Genomic DNA, 15152 nt, shown 5'->3' on the forward strand with positions numbered 1-15152 from the left:
GCCCCGGAGGACCGATCCTCCGGGGTTTTTTGCGTGTCGGTGGCGCCTGCGGCGCGCCGGCCGATCGTTACTTCAGCTCGAAGGTGACCGTGACCTGGACGTTGTAGGAATTTTCGCCAGCCTGCACAGGGACGGCCGAACGGGCGGCATCGAATGATTTGGCCGCCATCGGCATCGGCGCCGGCGCGATATTCTGGTCGGTGATCTCGAGCACCTTGCCCAGGCTGACGCCGGCCGCTTCGGCGAGCGTCTTTGCCTTGGCCATCGCGTCGGCGACGGCCTTCTTGCGCGCCTCGGTGATCGTTGCTTTCGGATCGTCATTGGTGAAGGCGATGCCGCCACCCTGGTTGACGCCGAGCGAAACCGCCTTGTCGAGGATCTCGCCGGTCTTGTCGACGTCGCGCACGCGCACCGACAGCGTGTTGGTCACCTGATAGGCGACGACCTCGGCCTCCTGGCTGCCGTCGGCCTTGTTGGTGTAGTTGTAGCGCGGGTTGATCTGTATGCCCGCCGTCTGCAGGTCGCGATCGGCAATGCCGGCGGATTTCATCGCCGCGATCACCGCCGCCATGGCGTCGTTATTGGCATCGAGCGCCTCGCGCGCGCTTTTTGCCTCGCGCATGACGCTGAGCGAGAGGATCGCCATGTCCGGTGCCACCGTCGCTTCGCCTTCGCCGGATACGATGATGCGGGGAGGCGGCTGCGTGTCGGCGGCGCTTGCCAGCGCCGGGAACGCGACCGCGGCAGCCAGCGCGATAGGCAAAAGATGTCTGGTCATGAAAACTCCTCGATGTCTGCGGTCCGCAGCTCGGTGCCGCGCTTGCATCGACCCTGCAAAAGGCATCGATACCCTGCAATGCGGCGCATGAGCCGGGACCTGTTCACGCGCCTTATGGGCGCAAGCCGCTCTACGCAGCGAATATGGGCTGATTTTGGCGGCCGGCGCCATCGCTTTCGAAGGTAATGTGCTGAGAGTTCTGCGGAACCGATGGCGAGGGCAATATAGACCAGTGTCAATCGCTTCTGATGGATCAGGCCCTTGGACCGCTCGATGCGCCCTGCTGTCCAAGAGGCGAACAAGGGACGGGCGAATCAGTTTCAAGCCAAGAGGATTCCGCCTTGCGGGCCTGGTATTTGTCTGACATAATTTCACATCTCCTAATGTTGTAGCGGGTAATTGGGGTTTAGAGATGGCGAAGGAATCTTCGAGTGCCGCTTCTTCGACAAATAAAGCGGATGCAAATCTGATAGGTAATTCAGAAGGAAATGGGCTGAACTTCATGGCCTCCCAGGCTCGCGAGGGCGGGCCAGGCGGTGACGCTCCAGGTGTCGACAAGATACGCGATCTTTTGTTCGGCAATCAGATGCAGGACTATGATCGCCGCTTCTCCAAACTTGAGGAACGGTTCCTGCAGCGATTCAAGGATGTCGAATCCGAAACCAAGCGCAATCTTGAAACCTACGAGTCGAATGCCAAGAAGCAGGTTGACTCGCTGGCGACGCAGTTGCGCAACGAAAAGGACGCGCGCGCCGAGGCCGACAAGGAGATGGACCGCAATCTTCGCGATCAAAACCAGGCGCTCGAAAAGCAGGTGCGCGCCTTGTCGGATCAATTGAGCGAGCTCGAGCGCGAATTCGCGGATCGCATGAGCAGAAGCGACCATTTGCTGCGCGAGGAAATTAAGCAGAAGAACGAGAGCGCTCAAATGCTGATGGAGAAGATCTTTTCCGATCTCAGCAACGTCAAGACCGACCGGAACCTTCTGGCCGGCCTGTTCGTCGAGGTCGCGAAATGTCTCAACCAGGATCCTGTCGGCAGCAAGGGCAATTCGGAGCGTGGCTGGAAAGTGAGTTGATCGGAACTTGACGTCGAGCGTCGAACCAATCAGCCTATCTCAAAGACAAGCTTCGAACGATACCGGTATTGATCGCGAGGCTTTGGCCCGCCTTTTGGTGGAAATTGCCCGGAACGTCGATCCGGACAACCATGCCCTTTACGAAGGCGTTCCAGCCGCCGACCATCGGCTGGAAAGGCTCCGCCAACTGCTCGTCGGCGGCGAGATCTCGGAGCTGTCACGCGTTACGCACCTGCTCGACGAACCCGAGCAGCTTGCCACCGCGGTGGGCAACGTTCTGCCCGAGGCAACCGCGCGCGCGTCGCATACGCAACTCGGCGAGGCCCTTGCCCCGGCGGTCGAGAGGGCCGCGCAGCGGTCCATCCAAAAGAACCCGAACACGCTGACGGATATATTGTATCCGGTGTTTCTGCCGGCCATTCGCAAGTCGATTGGCGAAAAGATCGACCAGACCTTCCAGTCATTGAATGAGTCTCTAAGGCATATATTCACATGGCATGGGTTGAAGTGGAGGTTTGAAGCCTGGCGGACGGGGACAAGCTTCTCGGCAGTTGTTCTCAAGCATTCTCTTATCTATCGCGTGGAACATGTCTTTCTCATCAGTCGCGCTTCCGGGCTCCTGATTGCGCATGTAACTTCCCAAGACGCAACCAGCGAAGATCCTCAACTGATTTCCTCGATGCTGAGCGCCATCCAGGACTTTGTGAAGGACTCTTTCAAAGAGAAGGAAAATAGCGGCCTCGACACCATCCGGTTCGGGGAACTTCGCCTCTGGTCGGAAGTCGGACAGTTTGCGACCCTGGTTGCGGTGATCCGGGGAAATCCTCCGGAGGAACTGCATGAAGTCATCCGCGACGTACTGCTTCGCATCCATCAAGAATCCTCGCGGGCCCTGGAGCGGTTCGACGGCGACAGTTCCCAGTTGCCCGGCGTGGAGACGCAGTTGCAGACCTGCGTCGAGCTGCAGCACATGGATTCGAAAGAGGGATTTCCGTGGCTGGTGGTGACGGCGGTCCTGCTGGCTTTGATCGTGGCGGGCGGCTGGTACTTTCTGTCCTGGCAATCCGCACACCGCTGGCAGGCCTACCTGTCGCGGCTGGCAGCCCAGCCGGGCATCGTCGTTTCGGACCAAAAAATCCGTGGCGGCGACTTCTATGTCGCCGGCCTGAGAGACCCGCTCGCCGCGGACCCGCAGTCTCTGCTGCCGGGAACGGACGTCGATCCCGCCCGCGTTCATTCAAACTGGCAGTTCTATCAGAGCTTCGAGCCGCAGTTCGTGCTGAAGCGGCTGTCGGCGTCGTTGGCGCCTCCGGATTCGGTACGACTCTCGGTCGTCGATGGTCGCATCGTCGCCGAGGGTGAGGCGACAACGACGTGGATCAACCGGGCGCGGGCCGCTGCCCAGCAGCTTTCGGCAGGCGGCCCGGTCTTCGACATCTCCCGGGTCCGCGATGTGAGCGCCGAGGACCGCTGGCAGGCCTATGTGTCACGACTGCAGACCCAGCCTGGCATCATCGTCGCCGATCAGAATGTGCGCGACGGCCAATTCTATATTACCGGCCTGAGAGACCCGCTTGCCGCCGACCCGCAGTCGCTGTTGGCCGAAACGCAGGTCGATCCCGCACGTGTGCATGCAAGCTGGCAATTCTACCAGAGCCTTGAGCCGCAGTTCGTGCTGAAGCGGCTGACGGCGTCGCTCACGCCACCGGATTCGGTGCGGCTTTCAGTCGTCAATGATCGCATCGTTGCCGCAGGCGAGGCTACCACCGCCTGGATCAACCGGGCGCGGGCGGCTGCCCAGCAGCTTTCAGCCGGCGGCCCGGTCTTCGACATCTCAGGGGTCCGTGATGTCAGCCCCGAGGAGCGCTGGCAGGCCTACGTGTCGCGACTGGAGACGCAGCCGGGCATCATCGTCGCCCAACAGAATGTGCGCGATGGCCAGTTCTATATTACTGGACTGAGAGACCCGCTTGCCGTCGACCCGCAGTCGCTGCTGTCCGGAACGCAGGTCGATCCCGCGCGCGTTCATGCAAGCTGGCAATTCTATCAGAGCCTCGAGCCGGCGTTCGTGTTGAAGCGGCTGACGGCGTCACTGTATCCGATGGATAAAGTGCGACTCTCGATCGTCAATGGCCGCATCGTCGCCGAAGGTGAGGCTCCCGACACCTGGATAGATCGGGCGCGCGCAGCGGCAAGACAGCTTTCTGAAGGCGGGCCGGAGTTCGACATCTCCAAGGTTCGTGATGTGAGCCCCGATGCACGCGCGGCGGAGCATTGGCAGTATTATGTGTCGCGACTTGAGGCCCAACCGGGAATCATCGTCGCTCAGCAATCGGCGAGGGGCGGACAGTTCTACATTTCCGGTCTGAGGGATCCTCTTGCCGCCGACCCGCAAGCTCTGCTGTCCGGAACACAGGTCGATCCTGCCCGCGTTCATTCACAGTGGCAATTCTATCAGAGCCTTGATCCGAAGTTCGTGGTGAAGCGGCTGACGGCGTCGCTGTCCCCGCCGAAATCGGTTCGGCTTTCGATCGTCCAGGGTCGCATCGTCATCGTGGGCGAGGCACCTGCCGGCTGGATCAGCCGGGCGCAGGCCGCCGCCGACCAACTTTCGGCGGACGGAGTGGTTCTGGATGTCTCGCAGCTGAGCGAGCTGAACCTTGCAGAGCTTAATCAGTTGAGAGAGGCCATCCAGACGACCGATATTTACTTCTCTTCCGGTCGAGTTGTTCCGGGACCGGAGCAGACGCCGGTGCTCGACAGATTGGCTGATCAGTTGAAGGAATTCGCCGAAAATGCCCGCAAGGCAGGCGTGACAGCGCGGTTCATGCTGACCGGCCATTCGGACATAACGGGCCGTGAGACGGCCAACGCGTCGATCAGCGCCGCCCGCGCCGAGACAGTTCGCGCGCTTCTCAACAAGCGCGGCGTCGCTCCGGAACTGCTGCAGGTTCGGGGCGCCGGCACCTTCGAGCCGGCGGTGCCCGAAAATGAAAATAGCCCAACTGGGAACTCCACCAATCGCCGGGTTTCGGTTACGGTGAACCTGGAGTAGCGCGGAGCCCAGGATGCTGCAAAAAAAGATCTGCATGTTGGGCGGGTTCGCCGTCGGCAAGACGAGCCTGGTGCGCAGGTTTGTCCAAAGCATCTTCTCGGAAAACTACCTGACCACGGTCGGCGTCAAGATCGACAAGAAAAGCGTCGTGTTTCCGGACAAGACCGTGGACCTGATCTTGTGGGATCTGGCCGGCGAAGACGATATCGGCTCGTTCCGCGTCAGCTATGTGCGAGGCGCGACCGGGCTCGTGCTCGTCGTCGATGGAACCCGGCCAGCCACTCTTGCCGTGGCGCTCACGCTGCGCGAACGATGCGAGGCCGAATTCGGCGCCATGCCCTTCATACTGCTGTTCAACAAATCCGATCTGACCGATCGGTGGGCAATATCGGATGGTGAGATCGACGAACTCAAGCAACGTGGATGGCAGATCTATCTGACGAGCGCGCTTTCGGGCGAACATGTCGACGATGCGTTTCGTCAGCTTGCTTCGATGGTCGCCAAGTAGACCATGTCCAGTTTGCCGAAAGAAGTCAGAGGCTGGATATACGACTTCTTCTCGAATGAGCGCTTCGCAGCGTATCTGAAGATCGACACCCGGCAATGCATAGAAGCCAAGGGCGGCAATCTCGATTTTTACGGGCTCTCGTCGCTTCGCATCGGCGAGCCCATTGCCGAGCAGCTTGAATTCATGGAAGGGCTGCTGCCTTGCCCCGAGCTTCCATTTCATATGCCGATGATGGAACTGCCCGGCGGGCATGTCGCGGACCTTCACTTCTTTGGCGATGGCGACTCGGTGTGGCTGGTCTTTCTCGACGCCACGCCCGAACGCGACCACCAGCAGCGGCTTCAGCAGAAGGCATATGAAATGACGCTCCTGCAGGAGAGGGAGCGTCAACTCAATGCGAAGCTGCAATCGACGAACGAGGCATTGAGGGAGAGCCAGGAGGGTTTGTCGCGCGAGTACCGGCGCGCCGAATCCCTGCTCCTCAACATTCTTCCGGCCTCAATCGCGGAGCGGCTGAAGGCGGACGAGCAAATTGCGGACAGCCACGCCGAGGTCAGTGTGCTTTTTGCCGACATCGTCGGTTTTACGGAAAGAGCGCGGAATGTCGGAGCCACGACGACGCTCGCTATCTTGAATTACTTCTTCAGGGCGGCGGATCTGCTCTCGGAACAACACGGCTGCGAAAAGATCAAGACCATCGGCGATTGCGTCATGGCGGTCGCTGGCCTGCCCGTCGCGCGATCCGATCATGCGCAAGCCCTTGCGCATTATGCGCTTGAGCTGCGGGAGGCGGCCAGGCGCGAGCGCTTCGCAGGAGAACCGCTAAGCCTTAGAATTGGAATTCACTCAGGGCCAATCGTCGCTGGCGTCATCGGCAAAAGGCGGTTTGTCTATGACCTGTGGGGCGACACCGTCAATCTCGCCGCGCGCATTCAAAAGGCCGCGGAGCCCGATGAAATCCGTATTTCGGATGCAACCCACGAATTGCTCGGACCGGATTTTGCCTGCGACCCGCTCGGAGAAACGGAATTGCGTGGTACGGGTCGTGTGCGAATGTGGCGGCTCCGCGGCTGATTTGCCGTGCTTCGAGGGCGCAATCCAAATCGCTTCTATCCCCGCATAATGCGATAGACGGTAGCATCACCTTCCACGCCTCGAAGAGGCGCGTCAAAGGCCACGACATGATGGCCGGCGAGCATGTCGCTGACCCCGGGCGCGGAATGGAGCGCCTCGGAAATGCAGACCTGTCCGGCTTCCGCCAAGGACTGCACGCGCGCGGCCACATTCACGGTCTGGCCGAAATAGTCGAGGTTGTCGTTGAGCGTCACGGCGATCGACGGTCCACAGTGGGCACCGATCTTGAGGATGATCCCCGGGCCGTCATGGTCGCTGTTGAAACGATCGATTTCTTCAAAGATGTGGAGTGCAGCCGAAATCGCATCCGACGGCTGCGAAAACGCAGCCATCACCGCATCCCCAATCGTCTTGACCACCGCTCCGGAATGTTGCTGAACCGCCGCGTTGACCAGAGCAAAATGCTCGCGGACCAATGCATAGGCGTTGAGGTCACCCAGGCGCTCATACATGGCGGTCGAACCCTTGAGGTCGGTGAACAGGAAGGTGACCTGCCGGATGCCGAGCCCCTCCTTCTCGTCGACACGTTCGGACCGGAAGAGCTGGCGGAAGGTTTGCCGCGCAAGCAGCGCTCCGCCGGAGACATAAGGGTCGAAATCAAGCGCCGGCTTGGTGGTCAGCGCGACAAGCTCGGGCGGCCAGTTGATGGCAAGCAATGAACCTCGCACCGGCCCCCTGTTCGCCACCTCAATGACAATCGGACCAGGCGGCACGGCGGGCAACGCCGGCAAGAAGCGTTTGCCGTCATAGTCGATCTTCAGAAGCGTCGGCGCCAGCACCGGATCGCCTGATATCGGCACAGTGAATGCGGCCTGCGTCTGCACGTTGACGCCCGCAAGGGCGCCCGGTCCCAGGTCGGCGCGGAGCACTGTGGTGGTCCCGGGCGGCAGAAACGTCATGCCCCGAACGAAGCCGCGCAGAACGTCAACAAAGCGAACGTCTTGCCCGGGTAATCGCCCGTCATGTCCGAAGTGCAGCTTCCAGTGAAAATCCTCGACAGGCAGCGTCTCGGGATCATGGTGCGGCAGGCGCCGCAGCTTCGGGGATATCGAGAAGGTGACCTCGATGAAATCGTCGAGGTCGGTGTCGCCCGACACGTCGCACAGGCCACAGACGTAGTGGGTCTTCAGCGTGCGCAGGGCACCGAAACTGTCGAGCACCATCCCGGACTGGGGACAGAGCACATCCCAGCTCATGTCGAACAAGCCGCAGCGGGCGGCGTGAAGGAAGAGGTCGATTGCTTCAGGCTCGGCGATTGCGCGGTCGCGGGCAAAGGCCAGCGGATTGACACGATAGAGCGAGTGGTCGTCGGCGCTCCTGATCAATGTCTCGAATTTCGAGATGACGCGCGGGCTCCAGGCGCGCGCCTGCTCCACCTTGGTCATCTTGCTTTCGAGAAGACGATCGTCGACTACCGTCACGCCCGATCCTCAGCCTTGCCTCGCGACAGCCTACTAAAAAACCAGCGCGATGCGAATGGGTTGACTTCCTTGGTTGTATGACAGTCGGCCTGGATCAGCATAACGTTTCGTCGAACCGCCAGCCTGATCTATCTCCTGGTGGAGCTTTCCTACTCCGTCGTGCTGGCTTTTTTCCTGCGCCGGTTGGTGTGCGACTGCGCGACGGCGAGTTTCAACTCGGGTGTGATCTCCAAAGGCGCATTCTCTGCCCCATGTGGGCTCTGCAGCCCCTCGACGTGAACGGTCGGGAATGGCAGTTCGATGCCCTGCTCCTTGAAGACCTGGCGGACGCGTACATAGAATTTGCGTTTCATGCCGAAGGCGCCTCCCGGTCTGGTTGTGACCTTGACCCTCAAGACGATGCCGTACTCGCCGAATTCCTGTACGCCCTGCATCTTGATCGGTGAAAGCACCCAGGGTTTGAATTCGGGATCCTCCGCCAGTTCGAGGCCTATTCGCTTGATCAGCTTGCGAGCGAAGTCGATGTCGGTGTCATAGCCGACGGTGATGTTGAATTTGTCGGTGACCCAGTCACGGCTCTGGTTCTGGACTGCCCCGAGTTCACCGAAAGGTATTGTGAACAGCGAGCCACGATGGTGGCGCAGCTTCACTGAGCGCAGCGAAAAGCTCTCCACCGTTCCCACATAACGGCCGGCTGTAATGTATTCGCCAACACGAAACGCATCATCGAGCAGAAAAAACACGCCCGAAATGACGTCCTTGACCAGGGTCTGCGCCCCAAATCCCACAGCAACACCAACGACGCCAGCGCCGGCGATCAGCGGGCCGATCTGAATACCGACCGATGCGAGCATCATCAGCACCGCCATGACGACGATCACCGCCAGCAGAATGTTTTGGATGATCGGCAAGAGCGTGTGCAGCCGCGCCTGCTGCGGATCGACGACCGGCATCTCCTCGTCGCTGATCTCCGCGTGCTGCGTGTCGATGCCCAGCTTTCTCTCGATCAAGGCTTTGATGATCGACCAGCCGAAATCGGCGGCAAGAGCAATGACCACGACATTGATCAAGCCGCGCAATATGAGCGTGGTCGTCGTGTTGCTGTCCTGCATCGACTGCATGTCCAGACCCCAGGCACGCGCAAGAAGGTAAGCCGCCGCCAGGATCAAGATCATCCGGACTGCGCGATCGATGACAGCGATCGTCACCGCAGGGATCGTAGGCCGGCCAGACTCTTCCGAACCCGGCCGCAGGACGAAATTGACCCCGCGCTGCGTCAGCACGATTGCCAAAGGCAGGAAGAATGCGGCGAAGGTAAACCAGAACAATATGGGAAGGCCTGCGATGCGCAGCAGGAACAGGCCGACGAAGTAAGCAGTCAAAGACCATGTCGCTGCGGTGTGACCGTGCCCATCGTTCCGCTGTGTTCTTGGCCTACGCCAAACGGCAATCAGAAAGAGCAGCAGCAGTACGAAATCGGCACCTACCGACAGCACCAACATTCCGTCCTGATCGATGCCGAGACCCGGCAGGAGGATGAACGCGGCGGCGAAGAAGGCGAAGACGCCGAAGATCCTGGGTACCCAATAGAACCAATGGTCGGCCGTTTCGTTGGTGACCGGCAAAGCGCGAACCTCGACCGAGTTTTCGACCTGCATGAAGGAGGGGACGAGCAGGGCTGCGAGGTACATGCGCACCGCCGCTGTGGCGACCGCAGCCATCAGAAAGGTCAGCACGATCTCGCGGATAAGCATTGGCCAGTCGAACAAGATGAACGCGCCGGCGCTGCCCAGCGCGAACGAGACGATCAGCAGGCTGGAGTAAAGCGTGCGGCCACCAATCTTCCTGGCCCGCCCGATGGGCGTATCTTTCGATTGTGCAATGATCCAAAGACGAAACGGACGGGTGAGCTTGTACGTTGCCCAAGTGAGCGCCAGGCCGGCAGCGATAAAAATCGCGACCAGAAAAAGCACGCCGGCGGGCCTCTTGCCGGACATATCCTCCATGGTCTCGGTCCGAATGCGCGCGAACTGGCCTGGCAGTGAGGGCAAGGTCCGCACGATTCTTTCGATATGATGCTTGATCCGATCGAGCATCGAGGATGCCATCGTATTCATCCGGCCTGGCGCGGCCGCGGCGTCGGACGATGCGCCGGCCGGTGAAGCTCCTGCCGCGGCAGGGGCTGCCGTTGAACCGGCATCCTGCTTTCGTTGTTCGGCCACCCAGGCCTTCACTGATGGATCGTCGAGAAGATCGAACAGCTGTTTGACCTTTTCGGGCGGGACGGTCGCCGGCGCCTGCGCCTGTGCCGGACCGGCCAACAAGAGGGCGACCACCGCAAAGACGAGCGGACGGGCAATCATGACCAACATCGCCGTCAAATCTCCGAGACGTCTTGCCAGGTGCGCTGGTTTCCTGTCTCCCAATCGTCGAATCATGAGTGGCATCGTGCTGCAACCTTCCGGTCAAATCGGTAAGCAAGGACATCTACGTCCATCGTTGCCCTACCTTGAAGAAACCGACATTGCGGTGCAAGACGTCGCCGTCCCAGGGCGCGCGATCGAAGCGCCTCTCAAAGTTTTCCGCCCTCTTGGATGTGATCCACCATGTTCATCAAGGGATGAGGTCCACTCCCACTCAATTTACGTGGACGACGACGTAGCGTCCGCTGTAGGCCTGATAATATGTGCCGCCGCAGTACCAAAGCACGGTGCCGTTGACCGAGGTTTTCACACATGCCGCCGGGAGCCTGGCCACGTAAATGGTCGAGCGGCGGATCGTTCGACGCGTGGTGCGCCTCGCGACACCTGCGACGCTGCCAGGCGTGAGCGGACGGCCGACTCTCGCCTGCGCGTCGCTGACAAAGGGGCCGAACGGGCCAACCGTGTCCACCAGCCCAGCAAACATCAGGGCGGCGACGATTCCTGCAGCGCCGGTCAATCTCGAGCTAGGTCTTGTCATTTTTGCATCCTCCCAAGAGCTCACCGCTCCGTGTGTTTTTGTTTCCGGCCTACGCAGCCTCCGCTGCCGACCCTACGGCCAGTATTTTAGAATATACTAATTCTCGATTTTGGCTTCTATCCGGATTGCGCAAATTCCATCGAACCGCTTGCATGGGGACCAGCATTTCTCGGCGCAGGGTGCGCCCAGTCACGATCTTCCGGCGCGCTGCAGTGTTTCGTAGGGAGATTCACCGAAGAAGAGTCGATAATTCGCGGCGAAGCGGCCCAGATGGGTGATCCCCACATCCATAGCGACCGCGGTAACGCTCAAGCCGTCAGCACGTGCCGTGGTAAGGAGCCGTCTGGCTTCGTTGAGGCGGAGCGCTCTGATGAATTCGAGCGGGGTCACAGCGAACGTAGTGCGGAAGGCGTACTCCAGCTGTCGACGGCTGACGCCGATTTCCTTGCACAGTCGAACGATGCGTATGTCTTCCTGGATATGAGTGCGAATGAAATCCTCGGCCGCCGACGCTTGTCTCAAATGACGACTCGTGGAACCGGTTGTCCCGGTCTCACGATTGTCTGCGCCCGCGAAGGCGTCAGCCACCATCCCTAGATATTCCACGAACGCACCTGGAGGCTGCTCCGGCAGAACGGAGTCACTTGCAATTGCCCCGAGGTGGTCCGCCATCGACTTCATCAGGCGTCGGATTCTTTGCGCTTCGTGGGCGGGGAGCCGTACTGCCGAGGGGCGATCGCTGATCTGTTCGAGGACCGTTCCCGCGGCAACCGACTGGATTTCCATCCAGGTTGCGGTCGGAACAATGGCGACAACGTAAGTGAGGCCAGGCCGGACCGTTGCAGTCACGGTCGTGCCGGCAGGGATCGCGAGGATCAAGTCGTCTTCAAGCGGGATTCCGCATATCGCCGACCCACAGGCCCGCTCGATGGCCACCAACGCCACGGAGCCTGAATCGAAACCGCCATTGGCGCGGAAGGCGCAATTGAATTCTGGCAGGTCGAGCGCCCACTTGCCGGGAGACTGGATTTGCCGGATGCGGGAGGGAACGTAGCCGGGCGAAAGCCTGTCTATTTTCACCGGCAGACCAGAGGCGGCGCTGGTGAGGTCGTCAGGGTCAAGTTGTACATCCCTGTACGAAGGCGATGATGGCCAGGCAGTCAAGGCACGTCCTTTTGCGCAAACTGGATAGCAGGACGATTGTATTAGATATAGCTTAAGCACAAATTGCGCGAGATCAATTTGCACTTAGGTCGCCGACCAACGGCCTAGTGGGGATAGGCCGTGTGGCCAAGTTGACGGAGCGCAAAGCGAGGGTTCATCCAATGTGGAAGAGTAGTCTCTGCTTGGGATAGTCGGGCAGCAAAAACGACAAATGGGGGACGATGATGAAGAAATTTCGTTTGGCCGCCCTGGCAACGGCCGGGGCATTGGTACTTGGTGTGGCCAATGCCTTTGCAGCAGACATCGCCAAGCCACAGGACGACGGTTGGACCTTTACTGTCGCGCCGTATCTGTGGGCATCTGGAATCAAGGGCGAAAGCGGCCTCTTTGGATTCCCGCCTCAGGACGTCGATGTGAGCTTCAGTGACGTGCTGCACCACCTCAAATTCGGCTTTATGGGGCTCACGGAAGCTCGCAATGGGCCTTTCACCATCAGCACGGACATTGTGTACGCCAAGCTCGACGCCAACATAGGCACCCCCAGAGGAATCCTCGCCTCCAACATCGATGCGACGGTGAGCACGTTCATGGGCACCGCGCTCGGTGGTTACAGCGTCTACTATCAGGATGGGACGAATTTCGACCTTGTCGCCGGAGCCCGTCTCTGGTCGGTCGACAACAGTTTCGACTTCCACGGCGGTGCGCTGGACGGCCGCTCGGCGAGCGACGGTGATACATGGGTCGATCCGGTGATCGGCGCCAAGTTCAAGGCTGATGTCGGCAATGGATTCTACCTCGCCGGCTGGGGCCTCGTCGGTGGCTTCGGCGCCGGATCCAAATCGATGTGGGACGTGATGGGCGGCGCCGGGTATCAGTTCAACGACAAGATGTCGATGTTCGTCGGCTATCGGGCCGTACACGACAATTACAGCCACGACGGCTTCGTGAACAAACTCACCCAGCAGGGTCCATTGCTGGGGTTCACCTATCAATTCTCGCCAGCCCATCCGGGATAATAGCGGATTGACATGAAGTGGCTGGTTCCCGGCGGCGCTTGCGACTGCCGAGAGTGAGGAACTGCGCCGTCGAATACCTTTTTGGCCGCATCCGGAACGTTGAAACCGCCTGGCAGGCTCATCCCCCTGGGCGGCGCTCCCTATGGCCAGCGATGCGCCCCAGCCGCCAGAAAACTTTGCGCAAAGTGGATAGCGGCCCGGTTGTACTAGGAATAACCTGGAATCCGAATAGCGCGAGATCAAACAGCGCAAGAATATCGCCGACGAACGGCGAGTGGGGATCATGGGCAGGCTGAACCACTTCAGAGATGTGCGCAGAGGGCATCGGGTGCCCCTGAAGCAATCCTCTGTTGTGTAGCCGGCGGCTGCCTTGGCGGGCGGGTCGAAAAATCAGATGCGATTTGGGTTTGAGTGAAGCGGCGTGAATAACAGAGCAGGGGCGTAACATGAGCAACGATCGCGACTTTCCGGCTGAAGCCGGCACAACCAGCAAAATTACCCGGCGGGATGCATTGATGGCCGGGACGGCTGCCGCCGTTTCGCGATTGGCCGCACCCGTCGGCCTTTCGGGCGCACTCGCCGGGCTCGCCGGCGCCCAGGCTGCGGCGGCAGGGCCGTCGCAGCCGAACATCGTCTACATCATAACGGATGATCAAGGCTGGAAGGACGTCGGCTATCATGGCTCGGACATCAAGACGCCCAACATCGACAAGCTAGCGGCCGAAGGTGTGCGGCTGGAGCAATTCTACGCGCAGCCGATGTGCACGCCGACGCGCTCCGCACTGATGACCGGCCGCTATCCATTTCGTTATGGCATGCAAACGGCCGTCATTCCTCAAGGCGGCACATATGGCGTGGCCCTTGACGAATATATGTTGCCACAGATGCTCAAGGACGCAGGGTATGCCACTGCCATGAGCGGCAAATGGCACCTCGGACAGGCCAAGACGGCATTCTGGCCGCGCCAGCGCGGTTTTGATTCGTTCTATGGCGCATTGCTCGGCGAGATTGATCATTTCACGCATAAAGCGGCCAATGGAACCATGGATTGGTTCCGGAACAACAAGCCTCTCAAAGAGGAAGGCTTCGACAACCTCCTGTTCGGCGCCGAGGCTGTGCGCGTGATCGAGCGGCACGACGGCAAGAAACCGTTGTTTGTTTATCTGGCCTTCACGGCGCCCCACACCCCGTTCCAGGCACCCAAGGAATATATCGATCGTTACAGCCACATCGCCGACGAGAGCCGGCGGAAGTACGCAGCCATGGTTTCGCTGGTGGACGACGAGGTCGGCAAGGTCGTCGCCGCCCTCGAGAAGCGTGGCATGCGCGAGAACACATTGATCGTTTTCCAGAGCGACAATGGCGGCGTGATCGACGCGCACTTCGCTGGCGAGAGCGCCGTCAAGGGCAAGCTACCCGCCGACAATGGACCCTATCGGGAGGGCAAGGGTACAACGTATGAAGGGGGCACCCGTGTCGCGGCACTTCTCAACTGGCCGGGACACATCAAGCCCGGTGTTGTTGATGGCATGGTTCATGTCACTGACATGCTTCCGACACTCGCGGCTGTGGCCGGCGCGAAGCCGGCGAAGAGCAAGCCGTTGGACGGCATGGACATGTGGCCGACAATCGCAGAAGGTAAACCTTCTCCCCGAACCGAGATTGTCTACAACATTGAACCGATGGACGGCGCCGTTCGTCAGGGCGACTGGAAGGTCGTGTGGAAGGCAGCGCTGCCGCCCAAAGTCGAGCTCTTCGATCTTTCGAAGGACAAGTCAGAGACGACCAATTTGGCCGATCAAAATCCTGAGATGCTGAAGAAACTTCAGGCTCGGATAGTCGAACTTGCATCTCAGATGGCCCCTCCGCTGATCATGGTGGATGCCGTGAAAATGCTGCTGCACTCGGAGACCTTGCTGCCTGACGCTTCCGAGATGTTCAATGTTGGGGACTGATCGCCTCAACGGGGGGCGGACGGGCCGATTGAGGCGCCGTCGCGTGGCGATATGGTTTGGATCCCTGCCGCCGGCTATGTCA

General features: G+C 60.1%; 11 protein-coding genes. 6 read left to right on the forward strand and 5 right to left on the reverse strand.

Annotated elements, in window-relative coordinates:
- Positions 1-67 precede the first annotated feature (67 nt).
- Positions 68-778, reverse strand: a complete 711-nt coding sequence (locus EN862_RS04595) for an SIMPL domain-containing protein (RefSeq protein ID WP_127864635.1) — start codon at positions 776-778, stop codon at positions 68-70.
- A gap of 412 nt (positions 779-1190) precedes the next feature.
- On the opposite strand from EN862_RS04595, the gene EN862_RS04600 reads away from it, so the two are divergent.
- Genes EN862_RS04600 through EN862_RS04615 form a run of 4 tightly spaced genes read left to right on the forward strand, consistent with a single transcriptional unit; the run spans position 1191 to position 6493 of the window.
- Entirely contained in the window at positions 1191-1856 is a 666-nt protein-coding gene (locus EN862_RS04600) for a hypothetical protein (protein WP_127864636.1), read from the forward strand.
- Between the two features lie 7 nt (positions 1857-1863).
- The gene (locus tag EN862_RS04605; RefSeq protein ID WP_127864637.1) at positions 1864-4911 is read left to right on the forward strand and encodes an OmpA family protein; all 3048 of its coding nucleotides are present in this window, start codon (positions 1864-1866) and stop codon (positions 4909-4911) included.
- A gap of 13 nt (positions 4912-4924) precedes the next feature.
- Positions 4925-5419, forward strand: a complete 495-nt coding sequence (locus EN862_RS04610; RefSeq protein WP_127864638.1) for a Rab family GTPase — start codon at positions 4925-4927, stop codon at positions 5417-5419.
- A gap of 3 nt (positions 5420-5422) precedes the next feature.
- A complete protein-coding gene (locus EN862_RS04615; RefSeq protein ID WP_127864639.1) occupies positions 5423-6493 on the forward strand; it encodes an adenylate/guanylate cyclase domain-containing protein in 1071 nt (356 codons plus the stop codon).
- Between the two features lie 35 nt (positions 6494-6528).
- On the opposite strand, the gene EN862_RS04620 is transcribed toward EN862_RS04615, so the two are convergent.
- The 4 genes from EN862_RS04620 to EN862_RS04635 form a co-directional block, all read right to left on the reverse strand.
- Positions 6529-7974, reverse strand: a complete 1446-nt coding sequence (locus EN862_RS04620; RefSeq protein ID WP_127864640.1) for an adenylate/guanylate cyclase domain-containing protein — start codon at positions 7972-7974, stop codon at positions 6529-6531.
- A 149-nt stretch (positions 7975-8123) separates the two neighbouring features.
- The gene (locus EN862_RS04625) at positions 8124-10346 is read right to left on the reverse strand and encodes a mechanosensitive ion channel family protein (protein ID WP_127864641.1); all 2223 of its coding nucleotides are present in this window, start codon (positions 10344-10346) and stop codon (positions 8124-8126) included.
- Between the two features lie 265 nt (positions 10347-10611).
- Positions 10612-10881, reverse strand: a complete 270-nt coding sequence (locus tag EN862_RS04630; RefSeq protein WP_245519546.1) for a hypothetical protein — start codon at positions 10879-10881, stop codon at positions 10612-10614.
- 243 nt (positions 10882-11124) lie between these two features.
- Complete coding sequence (locus EN862_RS04635; protein WP_127864643.1) at positions 11125-12099, reverse strand: helix-turn-helix domain-containing protein; 975 nt, start codon at positions 12097-12099, stop codon at positions 11125-11127.
- A gap of 224 nt (positions 12100-12323) precedes the next feature.
- On the opposite strand from EN862_RS04635, the gene EN862_RS04640 reads away from it, so the two are divergent.
- Complete coding sequence (locus EN862_RS04640; RefSeq protein WP_135890486.1) at positions 12324-13115, forward strand: hypothetical protein; 792 nt, start codon at positions 12324-12326, stop codon at positions 13113-13115.
- Between the two features lie 446 nt (positions 13116-13561).
- Positions 13562-15070, forward strand: coding sequence for an arylsulfatase (locus EN862_RS04645; protein ID WP_127864645.1), 1509 nt, complete (start codon positions 13562-13564; stop codon positions 15068-15070).
- Positions 15071-15152 lie beyond the last annotated feature (82 nt).

This window comes from Mesorhizobium sp. M2E.F.Ca.ET.219.01.1.1 (assembly GCF_004016445.2).
Lineage (GTDB): Bacteria > Pseudomonadota > Alphaproteobacteria > Rhizobiales > Rhizobiaceae > Mesorhizobium.

Excerpts from the sequence above, each read along its gene's own strand:
- EN862_RS04595 (WP_127864635.1), bottom strand. The coding sequence starts at position 778 with ATGACCAGACATCTTTTGCCTATCGCGCTGGCTGCCGCGGTCGCGTTC.
- EN862_RS04600 (WP_127864636.1), top strand. The coding sequence starts at position 1,191 with ATGGCGAAGGAATCTTCGAGTGCCGCTTCTTCGACAAATAAAGCGGAT.
- EN862_RS04610 (WP_127864638.1), top strand. The coding sequence starts at position 4,925 with ATGCTGCAAAAAAAGATCTGCATGTTGGGCGGGTTCGCCGTCGGCAAG.
- EN862_RS04615 (WP_127864639.1), top strand. The coding sequence starts at position 5,423 with ATGTCCAGTTTGCCGAAAGAAGTCAGAGGCTGGATATACGACTTCTTC.
- EN862_RS04625 (WP_127864641.1), bottom strand. The coding sequence starts at position 10,346 with ATGTTGGTCATGATTGCCCGTCCGCTCGTCTTTGCGGTGGTCGCCCTC.
- EN862_RS04630 (WP_245519546.1), bottom strand. The coding sequence starts at position 10,881 with ATGTTTGCTGGGCTGGTGGACACGGTTGGCCCGTTCGGCCCCTTTGTC.
- EN862_RS04640 (WP_135890486.1), top strand. The coding sequence starts at position 12,324 with ATGAAGAAATTTCGTTTGGCCGCCCTGGCAACGGCCGGGGCATTGGTA.
- EN862_RS04645 (WP_127864645.1), top strand. The coding sequence starts at position 13,562 with ATGAGCAACGATCGCGACTTTCCGGCTGAAGCCGGCACAACCAGCAAA.